22 protein-coding genes and 1 riboswitch are annotated in these 24,191 nt (G+C 67.0%); of the genes, 6 read left to right on the top strand and 16 right to left on the bottom strand.

The genetic code is table 11. The annotated features are described in order from the left end of the window. Positions 1-10: 10 nt before the first annotated feature. Genes ACTOXK_RS00200 through ACTOXK_RS00180 form a run of 5 tightly spaced genes read right to left on the bottom strand, consistent with a single transcriptional unit; the run spans position 11 to position 6,338 of the window. Positions 11-1,465: a nicotinate phosphoribosyltransferase gene (locus tag ACTOXK_RS00200; protein ID WP_482277454.1), complete on the bottom strand. Its 1,455-nt coding sequence runs from the start codon at positions 1,463-1,465 to the stop codon at positions 11-13. Continuing rightward, positions 1,466-3,001, bottom strand: a complete 1,536-nt coding sequence (locus ACTOXK_RS00195; protein WP_482277455.1) for a PSP1 domain-containing protein — start codon at positions 2,999-3,001, stop codon at positions 1,466-1,468. Then, positions 2,979-4,136: a DNA polymerase III subunit gene (locus ACTOXK_RS00190; RefSeq protein WP_482277456.1), complete on the bottom strand. Its 1,158-nt coding sequence runs from the start codon at positions 4,134-4,136 to the stop codon at positions 2,979-2,981. Before ACTOXK_RS00190 ends, ACTOXK_RS00195 begins: the two co-directional genes overlap by 23 nt. Then, on the bottom strand, positions 4,129-5,190 hold the full coding sequence (tmk, locus tag ACTOXK_RS00185; protein WP_482277457.1) for a dTMP kinase: 1,062 nt from the start codon (positions 5,188-5,190) through the stop codon (positions 4,129-4,131). Before tmk ends, ACTOXK_RS00190 begins: the two co-directional genes overlap by 8 nt. 2 nt (positions 5,191-5,192) lie before the next feature. Next, positions 5,193-6,338, bottom strand: coding sequence for an NAD(P)-dependent malic enzyme (locus tag ACTOXK_RS00180; RefSeq protein ID WP_482277458.1), 1,146 nt, complete (start codon positions 6,336-6,338; stop codon positions 5,193-5,195). Positions 6,339-6,694: 356 nt separating this feature from the next. On the opposite strand from ACTOXK_RS00180, the gene ACTOXK_RS00175 reads away from it, so the two are divergent. Together ACTOXK_RS00175 and ACTOXK_RS00170 are read left to right on the top strand one after the other, a co-directional pair. After that, a complete protein-coding gene (locus ACTOXK_RS00175; RefSeq protein WP_482277459.1) occupies positions 6,695-7,549 on the top strand; it encodes a fumarate hydratase in 855 nt (284 codons plus the stop codon). A 5-nt stretch (positions 7,550-7,554) separates the two neighbouring features. Beyond that, on the top strand, positions 7,555-8,208 hold the full coding sequence (locus ACTOXK_RS00170) for a FumA C-terminus/TtdB family hydratase beta subunit (RefSeq protein WP_482277460.1): 654 nt from the start codon (positions 7,555-7,557) through the stop codon (positions 8,206-8,208). A 692-nt stretch (positions 8,209-8,900) separates the two neighbouring features. Here the strand turns inward: ACTOXK_RS00170 and ACTOXK_RS00165 are convergent. Continuing rightward, the gene (locus tag ACTOXK_RS00165; RefSeq protein WP_482277461.1) at positions 8,901-11,414 is read right to left on the bottom strand and encodes a DNA topoisomerase I; all 2,514 of its coding nucleotides are present in this window, start codon (positions 11,412-11,414) and stop codon (positions 8,901-8,903) included. A 502-nt stretch (positions 11,415-11,916) separates the two neighbouring features. On the opposite strand from ACTOXK_RS00165, the gene ACTOXK_RS00160 reads away from it, so the two are divergent. Then, positions 11,917-12,408 carry a hypothetical protein gene (locus ACTOXK_RS00160; protein ID WP_482277462.1) on the top strand — a complete coding sequence of 164 codons (492 nt, stop codon included), beginning with the start codon at positions 11,917-11,919 and terminating at the stop codon, positions 12,406-12,408. 232 nt (positions 12,409-12,640) lie between these two features. Here ACTOXK_RS00160 and ACTOXK_RS00155 read toward each other — a convergent pair whose 3' ends face one another. Both ACTOXK_RS00155 and thyX read right to left on the bottom strand, forming a co-directional pair. Then, positions 12,641-13,975, bottom strand: coding sequence for a DUF1385 domain-containing protein (locus ACTOXK_RS00155; protein ID WP_482277463.1), 1,335 nt, complete (start codon positions 13,973-13,975; stop codon positions 12,641-12,643). Between the two features lie 84 nt (positions 13,976-14,059). Continuing rightward, positions 14,060-14,752: an FAD-dependent thymidylate synthase gene (thyX, locus tag ACTOXK_RS00150; protein ID WP_482277464.1), complete on the bottom strand. Its 693-nt coding sequence runs from the start codon at positions 14,750-14,752 to the stop codon at positions 14,060-14,062. A 314-nt stretch (positions 14,753-15,066) separates the two neighbouring features. On the opposite strand from thyX, the gene ACTOXK_RS00145 reads away from it, so the two are divergent. After that, entirely contained in the window at positions 15,067-15,990 is a 924-nt protein-coding gene (locus ACTOXK_RS00145) for a class I SAM-dependent methyltransferase (RefSeq protein ID WP_482277465.1), read from the top strand. A gap of 310 nt (positions 15,991-16,300) precedes the next feature. Here ACTOXK_RS00145 and tnpA read toward each other — a convergent pair whose 3' ends face one another. The 8 genes from tnpA to ACTOXK_RS00105 all read right to left on the bottom strand — a co-directional run bounded on the left by tnpA (position 16,301) and on the right by ACTOXK_RS00105 (position 21,839). Continuing rightward, on the bottom strand, positions 16,301-16,756 hold the full coding sequence (gene tnpA / locus ACTOXK_RS00140; protein ID WP_482277466.1) for an IS200/IS605 family transposase: 456 nt from the start codon (positions 16,754-16,756) through the stop codon (positions 16,301-16,303). Positions 16,757-16,965: 209 nt separating this feature from the next. Next, positions 16,966-17,169 carry a cold-shock protein gene (locus ACTOXK_RS00135; protein ID WP_016309120.1) on the bottom strand — a complete coding sequence of 68 codons (204 nt, stop codon included), beginning with the start codon at positions 17,167-17,169 and terminating at the stop codon, positions 16,966-16,968. Between the two features lie 132 nt (positions 17,170-17,301). Next, positions 17,302-17,709 carry a hypothetical protein gene (locus ACTOXK_RS00130; protein WP_482277467.1) on the bottom strand — a complete coding sequence of 136 codons (408 nt, stop codon included), beginning with the start codon at positions 17,707-17,709 and terminating at the stop codon, positions 17,302-17,304. A gap of 8 nt (positions 17,710-17,717) precedes the next feature. Then, positions 17,718-18,797 (bottom strand): Holliday junction branch migration DNA helicase RuvB, encoded by a 1,080-nt coding sequence (gene ruvB, locus ACTOXK_RS00125; RefSeq protein ID WP_482277468.1) that lies wholly within the window; start codon positions 18,795-18,797, stop codon positions 17,718-17,720. A gap of 12 nt (positions 18,798-18,809) precedes the next feature. Further along, positions 18,810-19,409, bottom strand: a complete 600-nt coding sequence (gene ruvA, locus ACTOXK_RS00120; protein ID WP_482277469.1) for a Holliday junction branch migration protein RuvA — start codon at positions 19,407-19,409, stop codon at positions 18,810-18,812. Next, complete coding sequence (gene ruvC, locus ACTOXK_RS00115; RefSeq protein ID WP_482277470.1) at positions 19,406-19,951, bottom strand: crossover junction endodeoxyribonuclease RuvC; 546 nt, start codon at positions 19,949-19,951, stop codon at positions 19,406-19,408. The genes ruvA and ruvC overlap by 4 nt, the downstream gene beginning before the upstream one ends. 81 nt (positions 19,952-20,032) lie before the next feature. Next, the gene (locus tag ACTOXK_RS00110; RefSeq protein WP_482277471.1) at positions 20,033-20,833 is read right to left on the bottom strand and encodes an SDR family NAD(P)-dependent oxidoreductase; all 801 of its coding nucleotides are present in this window, start codon (positions 20,831-20,833) and stop codon (positions 20,033-20,035) included. Between the two features lie 205 nt (positions 20,834-21,038). Further along, positions 21,039-21,839, bottom strand: a complete 801-nt coding sequence (locus ACTOXK_RS00105) for a YebC/PmpR family DNA-binding transcriptional regulator (protein ID WP_482277472.1) — start codon at positions 21,837-21,839, stop codon at positions 21,039-21,041. A gap of 274 nt (positions 21,840-22,113) precedes the next feature. Continuing rightward, positions 22,114-22,241: riboswitch (FMN riboswitch) on the top strand. A 134-nt stretch (positions 22,242-22,375) separates the two neighbouring features. On the opposite strand from ACTOXK_RS00105, the gene ribD reads away from it, so the two are divergent. After that, the gene (ribD, locus tag ACTOXK_RS00100) at positions 22,376-23,545 is read left to right on the top strand and encodes a bifunctional diaminohydroxyphosphoribosylaminopyrimidine deaminase/5-amino-6-(5-phosphoribosylamino)uracil reductase RibD (protein WP_482277473.1); all 1,170 of its coding nucleotides are present in this window, start codon (positions 22,376-22,378) and stop codon (positions 23,543-23,545) included. Beyond that, a complete protein-coding gene (gene ribE / locus ACTOXK_RS00095; protein ID WP_482277474.1) occupies positions 23,527-24,186 on the top strand; it encodes a riboflavin synthase in 660 nt (219 codons plus the stop codon). Before ribD ends, ribE begins: the two co-directional genes overlap by 19 nt. The last annotated feature ends 5 nt before the right edge of the window (positions 24,187-24,191 follow it).

Raw genomic sequence — 24,191 nt, 5'->3', positions numbered from 1 at the left:
CCGCTTCAACCTATAGAATGTGGCGCAGCTCGGCCACGAGCGCCCGGCGCCGATCGCTCAAGCCCGCTTCCAGTCCCACGGGGTAGGTGTGGGGGTTCAGCATGCGCAGCTGGGTCTCGTCCAGCCTATCAAGGCCGGCTGCGGCCCGCTCCCGGGCCGCGCAGGCGTTGCGGAACTGAGGCGCGAGCACCACCCGGCCCCCACGGGCCAAGGGCGCGAGCAGCGTCTCGAAGGAAAGACCCGCCAGGTTCTTCTGACGCAGGTCGTCCAGGGGATCCACGATGACCTCGCGGCCGGCGGGCGGCCGGCTCACGTCGAAGACCATGTCCCCGGCCACGGTGCCGTTGCCGTGGTAGTAGCGGCGCACGTCCAGCACGCCCGGGGTCGTCAGCTTCGCCATCGATTCCGATATCTTGAGGCGGTCCTCCCAAGGGGCTCCGGGACCGGGCCTCACGGCGGAAAGCTTGTAGACACCGCCCAGAGTGGGCTGGTCATAGGCGCTCGCCAGCTTCGTGCCCACGCCGAAGGACATGACGTCGGCCCCCTCGTCTAGGATGGACTGAATGGTGTACTCATCCAAATCGTTGGAGAGCACGATGCCGCAGTCGGAAAGCCCCGCCTCATCCAGCATGCGCCGGGCCATCTTCGAGAGCCACGAGAGGTCCCCCGAGTCGATGCGAATGCCCGCCAGGCGCTCGCCGCGCTCCCGCATCTCGAGCCCCACGGTGATGGCATTTCTGATGCCCTGCTCCACATCGTAGGTGTCCACGAGCAGGATGCAGTTGCGCGGGAAGACGCGGGCGTACTCCCGGAAGGCCGTCAGCTCGTCGTCGAAGGACATGACCCAGGAGTGGGCGTGGGTGCCCGACACGGGAATATCGAACAGGCGCCCGGCCAGCACGTCCGAGGTGGAGGCGCAGCCGCCCACCACGGCCGCCCGGCTCGCCCACACGCCCCCGAGCCCCTGGGCCCGGCGCAGGCCGAACTCGGCCACGGGGCGCCCCTTGGCGGCACGCACCACCCGGGCCGCCTTGGTGGCGATGAGTGTTTGGAAGTTCACCATATTCAGCAGGGCCGTCTCCATGAGCTGGCACTGCATGATGGGGCCCGTGACCCGCACAATGGGCTCATGGGGAAACACGATGGTGCCCTCGGGCACCGCATCGATGTCCACAGTCAACCGCAGGTCGGCCAGGTAGGTGAGAAACGCCGGGTCGAACAGCGGGCCGCCGCCGGGAGCGTCCAGCGCTGCCAGGTAGGCGACGTCCTCCTCGCTGAAGCGGAACTGCTCCACGAGATCGGCCAGCTGGGCCATGCCGCAGGCCACCGCGTAGCCCCCTTTGAAGGGGTAGTCGCGGAAGTACATGGTGAAGCAGGCCTCTTCCTCGGTCTTGCCCGCATCCCAGTACCCCTGGGCCATGGTGATCTGGTACAGATCGGTCAGGAGGGCGTAGTCCACGTTCATCTAGGCGCCCCCTCCCTTGCCGGCGCCGCCGGTGCCCGCCGCAGAGCCGCCCTCGCCCTTGGGGCGGCGGCTGCGCCGGCGGCGGCGCGGCTTGGGGGCAGCGCCCTCCTCGCCACGCGGAGCGCCCTCGGCGCGATTGTCGCGATCGGGACGGTCGGGACGGCTCGCCGCCAGGCCCGAGGACTTCTGTCCCGGCCGGGCGCCGCGGCCCTGCTTGGAACCGTTACCGCGCTCGGGGGCACCCGAGCCCTTGGCGCGGGACGAGCCCTGGCCGCCGCGGCCCTGCTGGGCGTTGCGGCCCTCGCCCGAGGCACGGCCGCCGTCCTTGGAGCGACGGGAGCGGCGCGGCTTGGGGGCGGCATCCTTCTCCTCCCGGGAGGTGGACACGCGCTCTAAGGCATGGCCGTCCTCGGCCGCCGCCAGCTTCGTGGACCGACGGCGCTTGCGGGGGGCCGGCGCGGCGGCAGGGGCGGCATTGTCGCCTCGTCCCGAGCGCTTGCCGCGGGAACGGCCCGGAGCCGAGCCCTCTGACCGGCCGCGGGACGACGAGGAGCCCCGGCGCGAGCCGCCATTGCCGGTGTGGCGCACCTTCGCCCCCTCCGCCAGCTTATCAGAGCCGGTGAACTGGCTCGTCGAGAAGATGAGCGCCTCGCCGAGGCCGCCTCCGTGCTCGCTCGTAGCCTCCTCCCAAGCCTCCTCCCCCACAGCGTTGGGGCGGTTGGCACCCTCGGGCGCCGGGTCGAAGTCGGCTAGGGGCACCTTCACGGGCTTCTCCCCCTCCACCTTCAGGGAGATGATCTCCCGGGGCACGTCGTGGTCCACCACCTTGGCCGGACCGGCCGGCGTGGACACCGTGGCGTTCAGCTTGGGAGCGCGGCCCTTGAAGTCCTTGTAGGCGTCGAACTCGTAGCGCAGACAGCACATGAGCCGCCCGCACAGCCCCGAGATCTTCTGGGGGTTCAGCGAGAGCCCCTGCTCCTTGGCCATGCGGATGGACACGGGACAGAACTCGCCGCCGAGGCGCTTGCAGCACAGCTCCTGGCCGCAGTGGCCCACGCCGCCCACCATGCGGGCCTCGTCGCGCACGCCGATCTGGCGCATGTCGATGCGCACGTGGAAGCGGCTGGCCAGCTTGCGCACCAGCTCGCGGAAGTCGATGCGCTCCTCGGCCTCGAAGTAGAACACGGCCTTGTCGCCGTCCAGCAGGAACTCCACCGACACCGGGTGCATGTCCTCATGGGCCTCCCGGGCCATCTCCTTGAAGATGGGCAGAGCCTCGCGGGACTTCTCCTCCATCTCGGCGGCGCGCTGCACGTCCTCTTCCGTGGCCACGCGCTCCACGGGGCGCAGGGCGCTCTTCAGGGCGCGCACCTGCTCCTCGGGCACCTCGATCACCTCACTGGCGGCAATGCCGAACTCGGTGCCGCGAGCGGTGCGCACCACCACGGGATCGTCTTTCTGAATCTCCAGGTCGCCGGGGTCGAACCACAGCGTTTTGGGATTGAAGGTCAGGTTAATCGGTGCGACCCGAATCATTGAGAACCTCTCTTACGTCGAACAGCAACGCGTCGATGCACGTTTCTGGGGATACATTATAGGCAAGGGCCCGCTCGCAGTCGTCCACCTTGGCGGCGGCCGCGGCCAAGCGGCCCGCATCGGCCGTCGAGAACAGGTCGACGAGCACCTCGCGCACGTCGGTGTTGATGACCAGATCGGGGGTGCCGGCGGCCACCATCATGCCATCCCGCAGCCACGAGCGCACGAGCGAGGTGGTCTGGCGCAGGTACTCGGTGGTCTTGGCCGACAGCGAGCGCTTGTTGCGCGCCTCGATCTGGCGGATGGCCGACTTCGCGAGGAAGTCGGCGTTCTCGGCCAGCTCCGTCTCCTGGGAGGCCCGCACCACGTCGAGGGGGGCCTTGGAGGCCTCCAGCATCTCCCGGGCCATCTCCACGATGTCCCAGTCGTCGGCCCGAGCCAGACGGGCCAGGGCCGCGAAGAGCCGGCTGCGGAAGGCGAGCCGCTCGTTGCCCGGCGCCTGGAGGAAGGCCACTGCCGCGGTGATGGAGCCGCCGCAGGCCTCGATGGCCATGCGGGCCTGCGGGAGGGCCGCCCCGGTGTTCTGGGCCACGATGCCGGCCGCCTCGGAGGCGGGGATGTGGCGGAAGGGCACCACCTGGCAGCGGGAGACGATAGTGGGCAGCACCGAGGCGCGGGTACGCCCGAGCAGAATGAGCACCACGTCGTCCTCGGGCTCCTCCAGCGTTTTCAGGAAGGCGTTGGCGGCGCTGGCCCCCAGCTGGTCCACCCGGTCGAGGATGTAGATCTTCTTGTTGGCCTGAATGGGGGCCATGGCCGTGTCGGCCACGATCTCGCGCACCTGCTCCACCAGATAGCCGTTGGCGCCGGCCGGGGCGAAGTAGCGCACATCGGGGTGCTTGCGCCGCATGACCTTATCGCAGCGGTTGCAGTCGCCGCACATGCCGCCCCGGGGGCCGTGGGGGCCCTTGGGGCACATGAGCGCCTGGGCCAGCGCGTAGGCCGCCAGGGTCTTGTTGGAACCGGCCGGCCCCACGAACAGGTAGGCCTGGGTCACGCGCTCGGAGATCACCGAGGCGCGCAGGAACTCGCGCACCTTCGGCTGGCCCAGGATGTTCTCGAAGGCGTCAGCCACGGCGACCCCCCTTCCCCTTCGCGCCGTCGCGGCCGCTCGCAGAGGCCGGGGCGCCCGCAGCGCGCCCGCCGTCGCGGGACGCCGGGCCGCCCGGGGCGTTCTGAGACCCCTGGGGGGCTTTCGCCTTCTGGGAACCCGGAGTGGCTTTGCCGCCGTGCGAGCCCTTCGCGCCCTGAGAGCCCTTGCCCCCCTTTGCATTCTTGCCCCCGCGGGCACCCTGGGGATGCCGGCCGCCCTTGGGCGCGCCCGCACCCCCTTGGCGGCCCCGGCCCGACGAGCGGCGACGGTCGCGCTGGGCGGCCCGCTTCCTCTCGCGCTCCCGCTCGCGGCGCTTCTCTTCCATGACGGCGGCCACGAGCTCGGTCAGGGCCGCCGGGTCGTCGCCGTCGGCGGCCAGAGCCGCGGCGGCCTCGGGCAGCAGCGGCGCCAATTCGGCCAGGACGGCGCGGAAGGTGTCGGTGCGGTGCAGCTGGGAGCTCACGGTGCGCACCCGCTCGGGCTCGGCGGCGGCCAGGGCCGCGAAGCCCTCGGCCACGCGGCCGTGGAAGGCGTCCCCAGCCCGCTCCAGGCGGTCGGCGCCGCCGCGGCGCCCCATGCGCGAGCGCACGGCCTCCTCGGGAGCCACGAGCAGAATGGTGGCGTCGGGCACCAGGCCGTCGCAGGCGAAGCGGTTCGCCGCCGCGATGAAGGCGCCGTCCAGCCCCCGGCCCGCCCCCTGGTAGGCCACGGTGGAATCGAAGAAGCGGTCGCACAGCACCACAGCGCCCCGCGCCAGGGCCGGCGCGATCACCTCGTCGACGATCTGGGCCCGGGCCGCCTCGTAGATGAGCAGCTCGGCCCGGTCGCTCATGGCCCCGTGGGCCGGGTCCAGCACCACGCGCCTCAGGGCCTCCCCCACGGCAGTGCCGCCGGGCTCGCGCAGGCACACCACCTCGCGGCCGGCCCCTTCCAGCAGCCGCGCCAGAAAGCGGATCTGGGTCGATTTCCCCGCCCCGTCGCCGCCCTCGAAGGTGATGAGCAGCCCGCGGCCGTCCTGTCGCCGAGATTCAGCCACGGCTAGGCCTCGGCGCGCACGGCAGCGGCCACGGCGTCGGCGGCCCGCGGGTCGAAGGGATCGGGCATGATGAAGTCCTCGCGCAGTTCCTCGTCGGACACCAGGGCAGCCAGGGCCCGGGCGGCGGCCAGCTTCATGGGCTCGGTGATGCGCTCGGCCCGGGCCTGGAGGGCGCCCTTGAAGATGCCCGGGAAGGCCACGACGTTGTTCACCTGGTTCGGGAAGTCCGAGCGCCCCGTCCCCACGACGCGGGCCCCGGCGGCCTTCGCCTCATCGGGGAAAATTTCAGGGGTGGGATTGGCCATGGCGAACACGATGGCGTCATCGGCCATGGAGGCCACCATCTCGCCGGTGATGGCCCCGGGCGCCGATACACCGATAACGATATCGGCCCCGGCCATGGCGTCGGCCAGGGTGCCCCGGACATCGTCCAGGTTCGTCACCGCGAGCATGGCCCGCTGGGCATCGTTCATGCCCTCGTAGGCGCTGCTCAGAATGCCGCGGATGTCGCACATGGTGACGTTTTCGAAGCCGTAGCTCAGCAGCAGCTTCGCGATGGCGATGCCAGCCGACCCGGCGCCGTTGACCACCACGCGGGCCGTGGTGTCCTTGCCGGTCAGGCGCAGGGCGTTGATGATGCCCGACAGCACCACGATGGCCGTGCCGTGCTGATCGTCGTGGAAGACGGGAATATCCAGGGCATCGTTCAGGCGCGCCTCGATCTCGAAGCAGCGAGGCGCCGCGATGTCCTCCAGGTTGATGCCGCCGAAGGCCGGGGCGATGCGGATGACCGTCTCGATGATCTCCTCGGTGTCCTGGGTGTCCAGGCAGATGGGGAAGGCGTCCACGTCGCCGAAGCGCTTGAACAGCACGGCCTTGCCCTCCATGACCGGCATGGCCGCCGCAGGACCGATGTTGCCCAGGCCCAGCACCGCGCTGCCGTCGGAGACGACCGCCACGGTGTTGCCCTTGATGGTGTACTCGTAGGCCGCCTCCGGGTTCTCGGCGATTACCTTGCAGGGCTCGGCCACGCCGGGGGTGTAGGCCACGGCCAGATCGTGACGGTCGTCGATGGCCATCTTCGGATCGAAGGCCAGCTTGCCCTTCCAGGCAGCATGTTGGGCGAGGGCTTCCTCTACAATATCCATAACAGTACGTTCCTTAGAACCATTGAGGCGAATAGAGTCGTTAACCTGCTTATTGTACCCCAAGGTGCCCCAATAACCACCGCTGCGCACAAGCTACACGCAGACCCTCGTCCCCGGCGACCGGTCACCGACGGCCGCCACAGGAGCCCCACGCCCTGTTTTGCGACGAAAACGACGGTTCTCGTAGTCGGGGGCCGCCCATCACCTACCTTCTGGCAGCATTTCCCCAGGTCACGTTTTTCGAAGGCAGAAACCAACCCCGCGAAAACTACGAGAGCCGTCGTTTTCGCCGCAAAAAATGCCTCTCGGGGAAGTAAAGCGAAGTGCGCTACACTGGTTTCGTCGAAAGGAACGCCATGGGAACTGACAACTTGAACGCCGAGGTAGTGGCCGCCGCCGTCTACGACGCCATCCGCGAGAGCGCCACCATCCTGCGCCCCGATTTCCGCCGGGCCATCGAAGAAGCCCGCGAGGCCGCCGACCCCAAAAGCCGTGCCGAAGGCGTGCTCGGCCGGATTCTGGAGAACGCCGACATCGCGGCCGCGGACAACGTGCCCCTGTGCCAGGACACCGGCAGCGTGTGGGTCTGCTTGGAAGTGGGCGAGGCGCTGGCCGTGCCGGGAAACATCTTCTCCCAGGTCAATGATGCCGTGGCCCGGGCCTATGCCGACGGGCGTCTGCGCATGTCCCTCGTGCGCGACGCCCTGTTCGACCGCGCCAACAGCGGCGACAACACCCCGGCCTTCTGCGAGTTGAAGCTCGTCGAGGGCCACGGCGCCACCCTCCACGTACTGCTCAAGGGCGGCGGCTCGGACAACGCCTCCCGCGTGGTCATGCTGCCCCCCGGCGCCGGCGCGGCCGGCGTGCGGAAGGCGGTGCTCGACTGCGTGCGGGAGAAGGCGGCCAACGCCTGCCCGCCCCTCGTCATCGGCCTGGGTGTCGGCGCCACCTTCGACAAGGTGGCCGGCCTGGCCAAGCACGCCCTTTTGCGACCCGTGGGCGCGCCAGCCGCCAGCGACGAGGCCGCAGCCTTCGAGGAGGCGTTGCTCGCCGAGGTGAACGCCTTAGGCATCGGCCCAGCGGCCCTGGGAGGAGCGCCCACGGCCGTGGCCGTGCACCTGGAAACGGCCCCCTGCCACATCGCCGCCCTGCCCGTGGCCGTGAACATGGGCTGCTGCGCCATGCGCAGCGCCTCCATCAAGCTCGTCTAGCCCCGTTGCCCCCCGTTCCGAATCGCCCCGATCCGCACCGTCCCGAGGCGGCGGGGCCCTTCCGAAGGATCCCGCGTACTCCCCGTGCTGCCAAGAAAGGAAGTCCCATGGCGAAGACCGTCTCCCTCACCCTGCCGCTGACCCGCGAGGATGTTGCCGCTCTGGAAGCCGGCGACGAGGTGCTGCTCTCCGGCCCCGTCTACACCATGCGCGATGCCGGCCATGAGCGGGCCCTCCAATGCCTGGAAGATACCGGCGAGCTGCCCTTCGGCCTGGCGGGCGCCACCCTCTTCTACGCCGGCCCCACGCCGGCCGCCGCGGGGCGGCCCTTAGGCTCGGTCGGTCCCACCACCGCCAGCCGCATGGACTTCGCCACGCCGCAGCTCTTCGAGGCCGGCATCGTAGCCGCCATCGGCAAGGGCAAGCGCAGCCCCGCCGTGATAGAGGCCTGCCGGGAAACCGGCAGCATCTACCTGTGCACCGTCGGCGGCATCGCAGCGCTCCTCGCCAAGGCCGTCACTGAAAGCGAACTCGTGGGCTGGGAAGACCTCGGCACCGAGGCCCTGCGCAAGCTCACCCTGAAGGACTTCCCCACCTACGTAGCCGCCGACACCAAAGGCCAGGACCTCTACCGCCAGATAGAGCAAGCCGCCCAATAGAACCCCGAGCCCCCAAGAAGCGCTCGGGAAGAATCGGCTCGGTACCTGGCGGCACGAACTCTCCCGTCGCCCGCTCTCCGCCGGGCGGCCAAAGGGCCAGACACCCTCCGCCGAGCCCTCAACGGGTTGACGCACCCCGAACGCCCAAAAGGCGAGGGTGTCCTCTGCCGAGCGCCCTCGCAGCCCGTTGCCATCGTCGCGGTATCCCTTCGATACCAAACCCTCCCTTTTCGTCATCCCAAACCCCTTTTTTTGCCATCTTCTCTGGAACTCCGTCAAGATTCGGGGGTTTGGTACCGACAATCCCCTTGATCGGAAAATTTGACCTGGGGTTTCTTCGCCCAGAAATACCAAACCACTTGTTTTTGGCATACCAAACCCCCGAATTTTGACGCCAATTCCCCAAAATACCCGAAGGCATCCGGCCACCGATCCCAAAGCAACCGAAAACACCTGATCGACGACCCCGGGGTGCTCGGAAGGCGCTCGTCGCCCCTCCCCCTCCCCGATCGCTCCGCAAAGAACTCGACTGGTAAAGAAAGAGCTCTGCACCAGCAGCAAGTGCGCTGGTACAGAGCTCCCATGGGTGCGCCCCTTCCGCTCTTTCTTTAATCGCGTTCGGAAGGGGATCAGCGCTCAGCGGGCGGCGATGGGCACCCTCCGGGCGCTTCCCCGAAGGTTCCCAGCAAAAGCTACTTCTTAGCAGCCTTCCGAGAGCCACCCTTGGCACCCCTCTTCTCGGCCTTGGCCTTCTCCTCTTCCTCTTTTCCCGGGCAATCGAAGTTCGGGCACAGCTTCCACGGGCCGCGGGCGGTCTTGATGACCACCATAGGGGCGCCGCAGTGCTCGCACACCTCCTCGGTGGGGATGATGTCGCCGTACTGGGGCAGCGGGTAGCGCGTGGCGCACTCATCGAAGTTCTCGCAGGTGACCGAGCGCTTCAGCGTGCGCGGGTTGCGCCGGGCGATGAGCTGCTTGTCGAGGCCCTTGGCCGCGCAGGCGGGGCACTTCCCCACCACCACCTCGGGCTCCTGGTTCGTGGGACAGTTCGGGTCGATGCACTGGGTGCGGGGCTTGGAGCGGAACGCCGTCACCTTCACCTGGGGCATGCCGCAGGTGGGGCACTTCTCGGGCACCGCCTCGATCTTGCCCTTGGGCAGCGGATAGGTCACGTCGCAGTCGGGCCAGCCGGCGCAGCCGATGAACATCGACTTGGTCTTGTGGCTCGCCCGCAGTTGGAGGTCCTTGCCGCACTTCGGGCACGGGCCCACGTAGGCATCGGCGGCCACGGCGTCGGAGAGAGCCTCGGCCACCTCCTCGGAATGGGGCATGAGGTTGGCCAGCTGCTCGGACAGCAGTTGGCGCGACTTCTCCACCACCTCGTCCTTGGTGACGGCCCCCTCGGCGATGGAGTCCATGGAGTGCTCCAGCTCGGCGGTCATCTCCGCGTGGGTGATGTGGGGCGCGAACTTGTCCAGGGCCTCGATGACGGCGATGCCGAGTTGCGAGGGCTCGATGGGATCGTTCTGCACGTACTTCACCTGGTAGAGGCGCTCGATGATGGAGGCGCGGGTCGATTTCGTGCCGAGGCCCAGCTTCTCCATCTCCTGGACGAGCTTGCCCTGGGAGTAGCGGGCCGGCGGCTCGGTCTGCTTTTTGGTGCAGGTCGCGCCGTTGAAGGCGATGGTGGCCCCCTCGGCCATGGAGGGCAGCGTCTCGTCCTTCTTCAGGCCATAGGGGTAGATGGCGCGGAAGCCCGGCACCGCGAGCACGTCGCCCTTGGCCACGAAGGGCTCGCCGGCCACATCCAGGGTCACCTTCGTGCCCTCCACCGTGGCCGGCCCCGAGAGGGTGGCCAGGAAGCGGCGGGCGATGAGGTTGTACAGCTTGTAGTCGGCGGCCGACAGGTCGTCGGGCGTGGCCGCGGCCGTGGGGTAGATGGGCGGGTGGTCGGTGGTCTCGGTCTTGCCGCGGGTGGCCTTCAGGGGCCCGGCGGCCAGAAGCTCGCGGCAGTAGGGGCCGTAGGCCGGATTGCCGGCGATGGCGTTCACCACTTCGGCCAGATCGAGGGAGTCGGGGTACACCGTGTTGTCCACGCGGGGGTAGGAGATGTAGCCGTCCATGTACAGGCTCTCGGCGATGCGCATGCAGCGGGCCGGGCTGATGCCCTCGGCCGAGGCGGCCGCCATGAGCGAGGTGGTGTTGAAGGGCACGGGCGCGGCCACGGTGCGCTTCTTCTTCTCCACCGATACCACGCGCGCGGTCGTGGCGCCCTCCACATGGGCCATGGCCGCATCGGCCTCGGCCTCCACCTTGAAGCGGGCCGTGGCGTGGGGCGCCTCGAAGGCCTCAGAGCCGTCACCAGCGGTGGGGCCGCTCGCCGCGCCCGCGTCGAAGGCGCCGCGGATGACCCAGTAGTCCTCGGGCACGAAGGCCATGCGCTCCCGCTCCCGTTCCACGATGATGGCCAAGGTCGGCGTCTGCACGCGGCCCGAGGAGCGCACGTTGCCGTAGCCGGCGAACTTCACGAGGGTGAGGTAGCGGGTGAGCACCGCGCCCCAGATGAGGTCGATATCGCGACGGGACCCGCCGGCGGCGGCCAGGTCGTCGTCCATGGGCACGAGGTTCGCGAAGGCGTGGGTGATCTCGGGCTTGGTGAAGGCCGAGTAGCGGGCGCGGGACACCGGGGCCGTGGCGTTCACCTGGCGGCAGCAGGCCAGGGCGTCCGAGCCGATGAGCTCGCCCTCGCGGTCGAAGTCGGTGGCGATCACGATGGAGTCGGCCTTCTTCGCCAGGTTCTTGAGGGAGCGGATGATGTCCTTCTCCTTGGGCAGCTTCTCGATGGGAGCGTAGATGAGATAGGGCAGCGCCTCCATCTTCCACCCCTTCAGCTCCACGCCGTCAGCGGTGAAGGGCTTCTTCTTTTTGAAAGGGGGCACCGGCAGGGCGGCCGGCAGCACGGCCGGCAGCGCCTCGCCCTCGGCGGTCACGCCGGACCAGCCGCCGCGCTTCTTATATATGAGGGACGGAGTGAAGTCGGGCTCCAGGATATGGCCGCGCAGGCCGATGGTCACCCACTCCTCCCCGTCGATATCGAATCGGTAGACCGGGGTGTTGAACACCTTGTCGGCCTTGGGCTTCGTAGCCCCCAGCAGATCGGCGATCTTGACCGCCGCATCGTTCTTCTCGGTAACGACCAGCTTCATGTAAGGCCTCCTCCCTAGGGCCGCGTTTCCGCGCGGGCCGCGACATTCGCACGATTCCCCATTCAAGTTTTACGTGCGCGGGGTTTTGCAGGAACGCGAAGGGCGGCGCTCGTGGCCGCGTTTCCGCGCGGGGCTAAAGGATACACGATTTCGGCAACGGCGCAAGAAGAATACGACGGTCGCCCGCACCGGCCCCCATCGGCCGCGGCCAGACGGCCCGGGCGGCGCAGCGCCATCGACGACCATGGTCATTCCCTGGACATCTCATCGCCAACCTTTGAAGATGCTGCGAGGTATTTATGAAGGGAGGGCCGCCCAAGGTACCATGGGCCCACGGCACCGTCGAATTGCAGCACAGATTCGCCGAAACCGACCACGGTACGCACCACCGACGGCGCCCTTTGCCGACCCTGACGGTCGAAAGCTGACGAGAGCGGGTCCGCACGGGCCCATGAAGGAGAGCGGGGAGGCGGCTCGAGTGCCGTCGGCGTGAGGAGGCCCCATGGACAAGATCATCAAAGCCCTCATCGGCCTCATCTTCGTATTCATCGCCCTGGTGGGCGTTTTCGGCATCCTGCCCCAGCTGGGCGTGGAATCCCCCTTCGCGAATTTCCAGAACCCCCTGGCGGGGCTGTTCGAGCAGGGCAAGAACGCCGCCGCCAACGCCGCCCTGGACGCCACGGGCCTGAAGAGCAAGGCCAAGGCGGCCATCGAGGGCAACCGCGACAAGATCGCCGCCGCCACAGGCCTGTCCGATGCCGAGGTGGACGCGGCCATTGACGCGCTTGCCATCGATAGCTGGGAGGTGACGAGCCTGCCCGAGGGCGCCAGCGAGACCGGCTCCTCCTCCATCAGCTACGGGGGCACCGACGCCACCATCACCACCTACGACGACCCGAGCGTCGTCACGGTGAACGCCTACGGTCAGGACCTCACCCTCGCCGTCCCCGATTCCGCCCAGGACTACCTGCCGTTTTTGGGATATTTGGGATAGAGCGAGACCCTCTCCCCCGCTCAAAAGAAACCGAGGATCGGCGGGTTCCTGAAGAGTTGCCCTCGCAACGAAGGCAACTCTTCAGCCCGAGCGCGCTGCCGACCTCGATCGTAATCTACAACAGACTTCGGATGCCACTTCCCATCGCCTTGCAGGGCAAGGGCCGCACCCTTGCCGCAGCCGAGCCGAACCCTCGTTCAGTCCAGCCTTAATGGGCGACGACCATGGCCAGTCAGGCGTCGATCGCGGTCGGCGCCTTCTCCGCATCCTCGCGGTCGAGCACAGCTTGCATGGCGGCGATGGCGCACTCCATCTGGCTGTCGTCGGGCTCGTGGGTGGTCAGGTACTGCATCTGCATGCCGGGCCACAGGATCACCTTCACGAGCGGGTTGTCAGGATGGCTGCCAGCCCACTTCACCGTGATCTCGTAGGAGATGCCGGCGATGACGGGCATGAGCACGATGCGGGCCACGATGACCAGGGCCAGCTTCGGCAGGCCGTCGGGCACCCCGAAGCCGGAAATGATGGCGTTCAAGGGAAAGATGGTGTACACGAGGATGGCGATGACCATGACCATGATGAGGAAGGCCGTGCCGCAGCGCACGTGCAGGCGCGGGAACTGCCGGGCGTTCTCCGGGGTCATGGGCAGGCCGTGCTCGAAGCAATGGATGGCCTTGTGCTCGGCGCCGTGGTACATGAACATGCGCCGGATGTCCTCCATGCGGCCGATGAGCCAGATGTAGAACACGAACACGGCCACGCGCAGAAGGCCGTCCACGATGTTCCAGGCCAGTGTATGGTCGTCGTACTCCCCCACGATGAGGTTCGTGACAGCCGCCGGGGCCACGATGAACAGCACCACGCCCAGCACGAGGCCCACCACCATGGAGAACACCATCTCGCGGTGGCCGAAATCGGCCTCCTCGCTGTCGTTCTTCGCCGAGGCGTCGGGGGCGGCAACTTCGCCGGCAGCGGCCCCTGCGCAGCCAACAGGCTCGTAGGCGCCCTCGGCGGCCGGCCCCTCTACCACCTCTAAGGTGCGCTGGGCGCCCAGGCCGTCCACCATCTCGTCCGGGTTGCCGAAGTCGCGCCGCCAGTCGAAGGGGCGGCCGTCGCCGTCGGCGCCCCGCGTGCCCGGGCCCGCGCCGTCGCGGGCGGCCTCGCGCTCGGTGCGGTGCTCCTCTTCCGCGGCCACGGCCTCCGCGCCCTCAAGCTCCGCTTCGGCTTCCACGTAAGCCGCCTCGGCGACGGCCTTCTGCTCGCCCTCCTCGTCGCCGAAGGCGTGCAGCGCGGCGATCTCCAGGGCCTTGAACCCCAGCATGAGCGATTCCACGAGCGCCCGGCAGCCGCGCACGAGGGGCCAGTACATCCAGCCGTTCTTATCCTGGCCGCTGGCCAGGTCGTGTTCTTCCACGTAGATGGCGCCGCTCGGCTCGCGCACGGCCACGGCCCAGTTGTACTTGCCGCGCATCATCACGCCCTCGATGAGGGCCTGACCGCCCACGTGGGTCTTAACGGCCCCGTCCTCGGAAAACGCGCGGGACAGATCGCTCTTCTGCTTCGCCATGGGTTCTTCGTATCTCTTTTCGCTCTCGGTATCTCACGGTATCTCGCTCAAGGCGCCCCGGCAGCCGGGGCCGGGCTGAGCCGCCTAGAGGCTCAGCGTTGCGCGGTCCACGCGCGGGAAGGGGGCGCCGCAGGTCATCTTGCCCTCGGGGCAGGTGCCGTGCACACAGGGCGCGCCGGCATCGGCGAAGATGAACGGCGCCGTGGGCCGGGCCAACTCCAGCATCTTCCAGGCCAGATCGCGAATCTCCCACTGGGCGCGATTGCAGCAGCGCAGCTCGAAGAAGTGCAGCAGCTCGCGCACGTTCATGGTGATGACGATCTTCGTCTCGGCGGCGTTGGGCAAAAGATAGCGGGCATCCTCGGCGGGCACGCCGGCCTCCACCAGCACGCGGTAGGCCTCGGTCACCTTCGCGATGGCCTCGTCGAACAGGGCGTCCGTCTCAGGATCGGCGGCCACGCTGGCCGGCTTCACCACGGGAATCTCGCCCTTGAACTTCACATAGCGCTGGGACTGCTGGTTGAAGCTGGCGATGCGGTGGCGCACCAGCTGATGGGTAAGGGCCCGGGACACGCCGTCCACGGCGAAGGTGTAGCTCGCGTGCTCCAGGGTGGAGAAGTGCCCAGATCCCATGATGGTGGACAGCACCGAGTGCACCTGCTCGGGGGCCATGGTCTCCATGAGCTCGCTGGCGCCCACCGGCGCGTAGCACAGACGGGCCGCCGTGGCGATGGCGCGCTCGGGATCGGGGGTGTGGTACAGCAACTCTACCTGCATGGGGCTCTCCTTGCTCGTCGTTCGCGCTCTTCTCATTGCGGCTCTCCGCCGGCCGGAATCGCCCGGCATTCCAATTCGCTCAAACAGTCCTCGCTTTGTCGAACAGGACATTAAGTCCTGTTCGAGTCGCTGCGGAACTCGCTCGGTTGGAACACCGGGCACTTCCTCTACGCTCTTTCTCGCTTGGAAGAACGGCAAAGCACCTGACATGGTTCCCGAGAAGTATAATGGGTGGGAACATCGCGGGCGCCATGGCTTCGGCGAACCTCCCAAGGAACCTACAAGTGCGCCCTATCCCTCGCGGAAGGAACGGTATGGAATTCGACGACTTCGCCCCCCTCCTGACCACCACGGACTGGAACGGGGAATGGAAGGAGCTCCAGAAGCGGCGCCGACCCCCGGATAGCGCCGCCTACTGGGACAAGCGGGCACCCACCTTCAGCACTCGGGACGCGCCGTCGGCCTACACCGACCAGTTCCTCGCCCTGGCGGCCCTGAAGCCCGGCGAAACCGTGTTCGACATGGGCTGCGGCAACGGCGCCCTGGCACTGCCCCTGGCCGCAGCGGGCCACGAGGTCATCGCCGCCGACTTCTCCCAGGGCATGCTAGGCGACCTGGCCGCCAAGGCCGCGGCACGGGCCGTGGCCGACCGCATCCGTCCCGTGCGCCTCAGCTGGGCCGACGACTGGGAGGCGACCGGCTTCGGCGAGAACTGCGTCGATGTGGCCGTGGCCTCGCGATCGCTTTCCACGGCCGACCTGGGCGATTCCCTGGCGAAGCTCTCCGCCGTGGCGCGGCGAGGGGCCTGCGCCACCCTCGCCACCGGCCCCTCGCCCCATGTGGATCCCCGTGTGCTTGAGGCCCTCGGACTGCCGGTACGCAAGAACTACGATCACCTCTACGCCCTGCTCATTCTCACCCAGATGGGTTACCAGCCCGAAGTGCGCCTCATTGCCAGCCACCGCGTGCGCACCTACGACAGCGCCGAGGAGGCTACCGCTTCCCTCCTCACCATGATCGAGAAGTTCGCCGCCCCCGAGGCCGACCCCGCCGCTCTGACCGCGGCCCTCGATCGGCTTCCTAGATGGGTCGAAGAGAACCTCGTGCCCAACGAGAACGCCGGGGCCGACGACCATCACGGGAGCGTGGAAAAGCCCCTGCGCCTGCGCGAGCCCCGCCCCGTCCAGTGGGCCTTCCTCTCCTGGGACACGGGCCAGCTACCCCGCCCCGCCTGGTAAGCCGTGGCAACCCCTTCGCGGGGCAAGCGACCAGCCTTCCCAGCCCCCGCAGGGCAAGGACCACGCCCTTGCCGCCCTTCATCGTCCGGAGCACCGCCCGGGAGGTAGCCCCGCCGCCCTCGTAGGGCAAGGACAAGCTCTTGCCGCCACCCAGCAGGGACCTGCCGCGCACAAATCATGACCACCCGCATAGCGGGTGGTTTGCTCTGGGGGTGTAACCCCAAGGGAGAACGGGCGGCGTCTCAAGGCGCCGCCCTTCGCTCCGCTCAGGTCCGATTGCCCTTGCCGCCTTCGCGGCCGCTGGAAGCGGCTACCTCGCGAACGGGTCCTGGTACTCCTTGACGCTCAACTTGTCCAGCGCCTGGTCGTGGGCCTCCTGCTCCCTGATGTACTTGGCTATCGTCGCCTCGTTCAGGCCGACGGTCGACACGTAGTATCCCTCGGCCCAGAACTTCCTGTTGCCGAACTTGTACTTGAGGTTGCCGTGCTTCTCGAAGATCATGAGCGAGCTCTTGCCCTTGAGGTACCCCATGAAGCTCGACACGCTCATCTTGGGAGGTATGCTGACCAGCATGTGGACGTGGTCGGGCATGAGGCGCCCCTCGATTATCTCGACTCCCTTGTACGAGCACAGCCTCCGCAGTATCTCGCCTATGCTCTCGCGGTATTGGCTGTAGATTATCTTCCGTCTATACTTTGGTGCGAACACGATGTGGTACTTGCACAGCCACTTCGTGTGCGACAGGCTGTTTGCTTGTTGCGCCATGACTTCGCCTTTCTCTCGAAACAATGGTGACCTGAGCAATCACCATTGTAGGGAGAAGGGCGATTTCGCATAGCGCCTGTTGTCCCCCACCCGCATAGCGGGTGGTTCTCTGCCTCTCGCGCTTCGCGCAGAGGGCTGGGTTGAAGACCCATGAAAAGAAGGGCTCCGGAAATTCCGGAGCCCTTCGGCGTTGATGGAGTATCTAAAGCTTAGAGACGTTCCACGTTGCTCGCCTGCAGCTTGCCGTTCTGGCCCTCGGTCACCTCGAAGGTAACGGCGTCGCCCTCGTTGAGGGTCTTGAAGCCCGACATCTTGATCTCAGAGAAGTGAACGAACAGATCCTCGCCGTCGTTCTGAGAAATGAAGCCGTAGCCCTTCTCGGGGTTGAACCACTTGACAGTGCCTTCCGCCATGATGCTTTCCTCTTTCCTCCCTCCCGTCTTACGAGAGGGGATAGTAACACGGGCCCGAGAGCCCCAGCTCCCCATTTAGGAGCGCTTCATCACTATACGCTAAGTTGCGCAGTTTTTCGCGAGGAATTCCCGCTATTCTGCCGCCTCCTCAAGAAAAGCCTCAAGTTCTTGATCGGTCACCGCTTCCGCGAGCAGCTCATGCCCAAAAGCGGCGGCCAGGGCCTGGGCCTGATTCGAGCGCAGGGCGGCCATCTCGCCGTTGCCCGCCTCGCCGTAGTAGCGCGCCGACAGCAGGAGGCTGCGGGCGATATGCTCCGTCAGGTGCGGATCGACGCCGGATACCTGCAGAATGGCGGCCATGGACTCGGGGGCCAGGGACAGCAGCGCCTCTCCATCCAGATCGGTGGCCTCCCCCACGGCCATGTCCAGCATACGCGCGGCCCCGTCGGGGTCCTCTTCCCCCGCCGCCCGCTCCATGGATCGCCGAATGGCCCCCATGAGCTGGGCGATAATGCGCATCAGATAATCTTGCTCGAACATGGCGTCTCCTAAAGCTCGGGAGGGGTGAGGCCCAGATGCTCCCAGGCACCGGGCGTAGCCTGGCGCCCCTTGGGGGTGCGCATCATGAGGCCCTGCTGCATGAGGTAGGGCTCGTACACGTCCTCCACCGTATCGGGATCCTCAGCCAGGGCGCTCGCCAAAGTGGTGAGCCCCACGGGACGGCCGGTGAACTGCACGCAAAGCACCTCCAGAAGCCGGTTGTCCACGGCGTCCAGCCCCAGGTGGTCCACCTCGAAGAAGGTGAGCGCCTCGGCGGCCACGTCCTCGGTGATGGCGCCGTCGCCGCGCACCTGGGCCCAGTCGCGCACGCGCTTCAGCAGACGATTGGCCAGACGCGGCGTGCCCCGCGACCGCCGCGCGATCTCAAGCGCCCCTTCTCCGTCGATATCCACATTCAGGATGGAGGCCGAGCGGGTCACGATGAGGGCCAGCTCCTCAGCCGTGTAGTATTGCAAGCGGAAGGCCACACCGAAGCGGTCGCGCAGAGGGCCCGTCAGCAGACCCGTGCGCGTCGTGGCCCCAATCAGCGTGAACCGCGGCAGATCAAGGCGAATGGAGCGGGCCGCCGGCCCCTTGCCCACCACGATATCCAGCTCGAAGTCCTCGAGAGCCGGGTACAGCACCTCTTCCACCATGCGGTTCAGACGGTGGATCTCGTCGATGAACAGCACATCGCCCTCTTCGAGGTTCGTGAGGATGGCAGCCAAGTCGCCCGTGCGAGCGATGGCCGGCCCCGAGGTGGTGCGGATGGAGGCCCCCAGCTCGTTGGCCACCACCGTGGCCAGGGTGGTCTTGCCCAGGCCGGGAGGGCCCGAGAGCAGGATGTGGTCGGCCGCCTCACCGCGGGCCTGGGCCGCCTCGATCATAATGCCGAGGGATTCCTTCACCTTGGTCTGGCCCAGGTAGTCGTCCAGCCGCTTCGGGCGCAGCGAGAAATCGAGCTCCAAGTCGTCTTCGGTAAAGGTGGGCGCCACGGCCCGCTCGCGCCCCTCGGCCGTCGCGCGCCCGGCGGACGCCCCGCTCTCGGCTATGTATCCGATGCCCTCTATGTCCAGATCAAATGCCATGATTGCCTATCGCTATCGACTTCCCAAACGTTTCAACGCATATTGTAGCAGCGCGCCCTCGGTGGCACCCTCGGGAGCACCCTTCAAAGCCACCTCGGCCTCGGCCGAGGTAAATCCCATGGAAAGCAGCGCCTCGGTAGCACCCGTAAGCGCCGCATTGGCCATCGAGGTGGCCCCGGTCTCTGCGCTGTCGAACAACGTCTCCAGTCCGCGCTCCAAGGTTCCCTTCAGCTCCAAGATGATGCGCTCGGCCGTCTTCTTGCCAACACCGGGAATATGCGACACCCGGGCGATGTCCTGGGCGGCGATGGCATCGGCCAGCTCACCGGGCGTGAAGGCCGAAAGTGCCGACAGGGCCATCTTCGGCCCCACCTTCGACACGCCGATGAGCTTCTCGAACAGCATCTTCTCCTCCTCGGAGAGAAAGCCGTACAACCCGATGCCATTGTCGGTCACCGACAGGTAGGTGAGCACACGCACTTGTTTGCCCACTTCCAACTTGCCCAGATCGCCCCCGGGCATGGCCACAGCATAGCCCACGCCATGCACGTCGATGTAGGCCGTGCTCGGCGGCAGTACCGCCGCCACCTCCCCGCTTAGAAACGCTATCATGCGAACCTCCCCGTCTCGTGGGTCGTATAGCAAATGGCCGCGGCCAAGGCGTCGGCCGCATGGTCGGGCTCCGGGTCGCGATCAAGCTTCAGCAGGTGGCGCACCATGTACTGCACCTGCTCCTTCTCGGCAGTGCCCTCGCCCACCACAGCCAGCTTTATCTGGCTCGGCGAGTACTCGCCCACGGCCAGCCCCATCTCGGCACAGGCCACAAGCGCCGCTCCCCGGGCCTGCCCCGTGGCGAAGGCCGCCGTCACGTTGTTGCCGAACCACACCGTCTCGATGCCCACGCAGCAAGGCCGGAACCGCTCGATCACGGCCCCCACCTGATGGTGTATCTTCAGCAGCCGCTCGGCCAGGGGCGCATCGGAAGCAGTGGCCACGCACCCGTAGGCCACGCAACCCAGCCGTGGCCCGCACTGTTCGATGACTCCCCAGCCCGTATGGGCCAAACCCGGGTCGATTCCCAATATGATGCGCGCCTCGCCAGCCAAAGGATAAGCCCCACTTTCTGTATGCAAGTGGGGCTTATCATAGAACATATGTTTGCTGATTGCAAGAACCTTTGACCCGCAGGCGGAAACTTTTCCGACCGGCCGGGCCCGCAGGCTCAGGATCGCGTCTTACGGGCGCAGGCCCATGCCGCCTTCCAGGGTGAGGGTCTCGCCGCTCATGAACTTGAAGTCGGGGTTCGCCAGCTGCACCACCACGCGCCCGATCTCGGTCTCCACATTGCCGTAGTGGCCCATGGGAGGCATGTGCACGTTGGCCTCGAAGGCCTCCGGGTAGGCCTCCTGGAAGTTCTCCAGGGCAGCGGTCCAGGCAAGCGGGCACACCACGTTCACGTTGATGCCGTCAGGACCCCACTCGGTGGCGGCCACGCGCGTCAGGCCGCGAATGCCCTCCTTGGCGGCGGCGTAGGCGCACTGACCGTAGTTGCCGAACAGGCCCGCGCCGGAAGCGAAGTTGATGACCGAGCCCTTGGTTTCCTTGAGGTGCGGATAGCACGCCTGCATATAGTAGAAGGTGGCGTACAGACCCGAGTAGATGGCCAGGTCGAACTGGTCGGTCGTGTGATCGGCCAGGGTCACGCCGGAAGCGGAGGCCTGGGCGTTGTTCACGAGCACGTCGATGCGGCCGAACGCGGCGATGGCCTGGTCCACCACGTTCTGCACCACGGCGGCGTTGTCGGCCCCGGCATTCACGTCGGCGGCCACGCAGAGCACCTTGATGCCGAACTCGGCTTCCAGCTTCTCCTTGGCCGTCTCCAGCTTCTTGGCGTTGCGGCCGGTGATGACGAGGTTCGCGCCCTCCTTGGCATAGGCGGTGGCGATGCCGTAGCCGATGGAGCCGGCGCTCCCGTCCTTCAGCGCCGCGAAGCCGGCGCCGGTGATGATGGCGGTCTTACCTTCGAGAAAACCCATGGAGCCTCCTTTTCCGTGCGCCAGATCCTCAGAACGATCCGTGGAACCGACGCGGTTGCCTGCCCTCCACCCTAGCAGATTTCCCCGGCCCTGTGTTTCCATCCTGTTGCGAGGCGCAGACGGCACCCCGAACGGAAACGGGACGCCGAGCCCTCCGGCCCGGCGCCCCGCACACAGCGCAATGGGAAAATGAGAACGTCAGCGACTACTCGTCGAGCGCCTCGGCGATCTCGTCGGTGATGTCCATGGTGTGGTACACCGCCTGCAGGTCCTCCAGCTCCTCCAGCTTGTCGATGAGGCGCATGACCTTCTTGGCATCGGCCACGGACACCTCGGTGGGAGTGGTGGGAACCATGATGAGCTCGGCGCCCTTCACCTGGATGCCCTGGGCCTCCAGCTCCTTCACCACGGCCATGAGGTCGGACGGGGCCGTTGACACGACCCACTCCTCGTCGGCGTCCTCGTAGTCGTCGCCGCCGGCCTCGGCCACGGCGAGCATGAACTCCTCTTCATCGGCCGCAGCGCCGTTGGGGCCCACGGGATTCTTCTTGTCGCCGGTCTCCACTTCCTTGGACACCACGATCTGGCCCTTGCGCTCGAACTGGAACGCCACGGAACCGGAGGTGCCCAGGTTGCCGCCGGAATGGGAGAAGGCGGCGCGCACATCGGCGGCGGTGCGGTTGCGGTTGTCAGTCAGCGCCTCGCAGAGCACCGCCACACCGGCCGGGCCGTAGCCCTCGTAGATCACGGTCTCGTAGTTGGCGGCGTCCTTGCCGCTCCCGAAGGCCTTGTCGATAGCAGTCTTGATCTTGTCCTTGGGCATGGAGTAGCCCTTGGCCTTCTCGATGGCGGCGGCCAGCGACGCGTTGTTGTCGGGGTTCGGGTCGCCACCCTCCTTGGCGGCCACGGTGATGTTGCGAGCCAGCTTGGAGAACAGAGCCGAGCGCTTAGCGTCCTGCGCGGCCTTGCGATGTTTGGTGGTTGCCCACTTAGAATGCCCTGACATGAATTAAGTCCCTTCGAAACACGAATACAACAGCGGTTCATGGTACCACAAGGAGCGCGCACGGGAAAACCCGGCTGCCGCGCTGCACGGTTTTTCTACGGAAGGGGCGCACGCAGAGGCCGAGCACATCGCCAGATTTGTCGGATGTTCGGTTGCGGCGCGCCCCTGGAAAGAAGCCCCCGCGTCCCGAGCAATCGCTGACGGTATCCACAGATTTCCCAATTCGTGGGTTGCGCGGGCTTCTGTAAAGTACTATGATCGGTCAACAATTGAACATGATCTTCAGGGCGGGGTGAAAGTCCCCACCGGTGGTACAGCCCACGACCCGCAAGCCTTGCGCTTGCGGCTGATTCGGTGAAACTCCGAAGCCGACAGTTACAGTCTGGATGGAAGAAGATAGGCAGTGCTCCCCAGCGGAGCGCGTCGGACTGCTAGAAGCCCTGGAACCTTTTGGTTTCAGGGCTTTTTTCGCAATCGTCCGCTCATCTTTTCGGAAGTGGCGCCCGAAGGTCGCAGCGATGCGTTGGAGGTGATCGATGTCCCAGAAGTTAGAGCAGCACGCACGCGACGAGGCTTTCATGGCCCGTGCGCTGGCGCTTGCCGAGAGAGGGACTGGCTGGACCAGTCCAAACCCACTCGTAGGTGCCGTTATCGCGAAAGACGGCCGCATCATCGGCGAGGGCTGGCACACCGCATGCGGCCAGCCCCATGCGGAGCGGGAGGCACTGGCCGTATGCGACGAAGACCCCGCCGGAAGCACCCTGTACGTCACGCTGGAGCCGTGCTGCCATTGGGGCAAAACGCCGCCCTGCACCGACGCCATCCTGGAAGCGGGCATTGCCCGCGTCGTCGTGGGCGCCCTCGACCCGAACCCGTTGGTGGCGGGCCAAGGGTGCGCGCAGCTGCGCGAGGCGGCCACGGTAGTGGAGACGGGGGTTCTGGAAGAGAGGTGCCGGCGCCTCAACGAGGTATTCTTCCACTTCATTACCACCGGGCGCCCCTTGGTAGTGTTGAAATACGCCATGACCTTGGACGGGAAAGCGGCCACGCGCACAGGGGCATCTCGATGGATCACCGGGCCCGAAGCACGCGAGCGGGTGCATCGCGACCGGCATCGGTTCGCGGCCATCATGGTGGGCATCGGCACCGCCCTGGCCGATGACCCCGCGCTTACCTGCCGCCTGGAAGGCGGTCCCTGGCGGCAGCCGCTGCGCATCGTGGTCGATTCCCAGGGGCGCTTGCCCCTGGATGCGTCGCTCGTGCGGACAGCCGAAGAGATACCGACGCTGGTGGCGGTGGGGCCGCAGGCGAGCGCCGAGCGCACAGGCGCCCTGCGTGAGGCCGGATGTTCCGTCTGGGTATCGCCGCCGGCGGAGGAGGGCAACGGCGCGGTGAACCTGCCGGCCCTTCTCGATCACGTGGGCGGCTTGGGCATCGACTCGATCCTCGTCGAAGGCGGCCCTGCGCTGCACGGCGCCTTCATCGACGGCGGGTTGGCGAACCGCGTGCAAGCCTATATCGCCCCGAAGCTTTTCGGGGGAGCAGGCGCTTTAGGGCCGGTGGCAGGCCGGGGCGTGGCGCTGCCCGCCGACGCGCTTTGCCTTTCCTCCCCCACGATCACCGCACTTGGGCCCGACCTGCTCTTAGAATGCGCCGTTTCCCCTTCGGTCGAAAGCGAGGCGATCCCATGTTCACCGGCATTGTAGAGGAAATCGGCACCGTAAGGGCGCTGCGCCGGGGCGCCCATTCGGCCGTTCTGTCCATTGACGCGCGCACCGTGCTCGAACGAACTCGGCTGGGCGACTCCATCGCAGTGAACGGCGTCTGCCTCACCGTCACCTCGCTGGGAGCGACCCAGTTCAGCGCAGATGTCATGCACGAGACTTTGCGACGCAGCAACCTCGGCGCATTGCATGCCGGCAGCCCCGTGAACTTGGAGAGGGCCATGGCAGCCGACGGTCGATTCGGCGGGCACTTGGTGTCGGGGCACATCGACGCGGTGGGCACGATTCGCCGTATCCAGCGTGACGACAACGCCGTGTGGTACACCATCGGCGCCGATGCGGCCACCCTGCGCCACGTCATCATGAAAGGATCCATCGCCATCGACGGCATCAGCCTCACGGTGGCGCGCCTGACCGACGCCGATTTCGCCGTGTCCATCATCCCCCACACCCGGGCCGAGACGACCCTTTCCCTCAAGCACGTTGGCGATGAAGTGAACCTCGAAACTGATATGGTCGGGAAGTACGTCGAACGGTTCCTCGGCACCCCCCTGCCCCCTCCATCCGCGACTGCCGAGGGCGACGGTATCACCCAAGCATTTCTGACAGCGCATGGATTCTAACGAAG

The sequence above is a fragment of the Adlercreutzia sp. genome, assembly GCF_056795635.1.
Note: the sequence above shows the minus strand (reverse complement) of the source record. Positions and strands in the feature narration are given on the sequence as shown.

Bases quoted from the DNA above. Each gene is read 5' to 3' on its own strand.
- ACTOXK_RS00155 (WP_482277463.1), bottom strand. From the start codon at position 13,975: ATGGCGAAGCAGAAGAGCGATCTGTCCCGCGCGTTTTCCGAGGACGGG.
- ruvA (WP_482277469.1), bottom strand. From the start codon at position 19,409: ATGATAGCGTTTCTAAGCGGGGAGGTGGCGGCGGTACTGCCGCCGAGC.
- ACTOXK_RS00135 (WP_016309120.1), bottom strand. From the start codon at position 17,169: ATGGCGGAAGGCACTGTCAAGTGGTTCAACCCCGAGAAGGGCTACGGC.
- ACTOXK_RS00200 (WP_482277454.1), bottom strand. From the start codon at position 1,465: ATGAACGTGGACTACGCCCTCCTGACCGATCTGTACCAGATCACCATG.
- ACTOXK_RS00175 (WP_482277459.1), top strand. From the start codon at position 6,695: ATGGGAACTGACAACTTGAACGCCGAGGTAGTGGCCGCCGCCGTCTAC.
- ruvB (WP_482277468.1), bottom strand. From the start codon at position 18,797: ATGGCATTTGATCTGGACATAGAGGGCATCGGATACATAGCCGAGAGC.
- ribD (WP_482277473.1), top strand. From the start codon at position 22,376: ATGTCCCAGAAGTTAGAGCAGCACGCACGCGACGAGGCTTTCATGGCC.
- ACTOXK_RS00110 (WP_482277471.1), bottom strand. From the start codon at position 20,833: ATGGGTTTTCTCGAAGGTAAGACCGCCATCATCACCGGCGCCGGCTTC.
- ACTOXK_RS00180 (WP_482277458.1), bottom strand. From the start codon at position 6,338: ATGGATATTGTAGAGGAAGCCCTCGCCCAACATGCTGCCTGGAAGGGC.
- ACTOXK_RS00105 (WP_482277472.1), bottom strand. From the start codon at position 21,839: ATGTCAGGGCATTCTAAGTGGGCAACCACCAAACATCGCAAGGCCGCG.
- ACTOXK_RS00160 (WP_482277462.1), top strand. From the start codon at position 11,917: ATGGACAAGATCATCAAAGCCCTCATCGGCCTCATCTTCGTATTCATC.
- ruvC (WP_482277470.1), bottom strand. From the start codon at position 19,951: ATGTTCTATGATAAGCCCCACTTGCATACAGAAAGTGGGGCTTATCCT.
- ribE (WP_482277474.1), top strand. From the start codon at position 23,527: ATGTTCACCGGCATTGTAGAGGAAATCGGCACCGTAAGGGCGCTGCGC.
- ACTOXK_RS00165 (WP_482277461.1), bottom strand. From the start codon at position 11,414: ATGAAGCTGGTCGTTACCGAGAAGAACGATGCGGCGGTCAAGATCGCC.
- tnpA (WP_482277466.1), bottom strand. From the start codon at position 16,756: ATGGCGCAACAAGCAAACAGCCTGTCGCACACGAAGTGGCTGTGCAAG.
- ACTOXK_RS00195 (WP_482277455.1), bottom strand. From the start codon at position 3,001: ATGATTCGGGTCGCACCGATTAACCTGACCTTCAATCCCAAAACGCTG.
- ACTOXK_RS00130 (WP_482277467.1), bottom strand. From the start codon at position 17,709: ATGTTCGAGCAAGATTATCTGATGCGCATTATCGCCCAGCTCATGGGG.
- thyX (WP_482277464.1), bottom strand. From the start codon at position 14,752: ATGCAGGTAGAGTTGCTGTACCACACCCCCGATCCCGAGCGCGCCATC.
- ACTOXK_RS00145 (WP_482277465.1), top strand. From the start codon at position 15,067: ATGGAATTCGACGACTTCGCCCCCCTCCTGACCACCACGGACTGGAAC.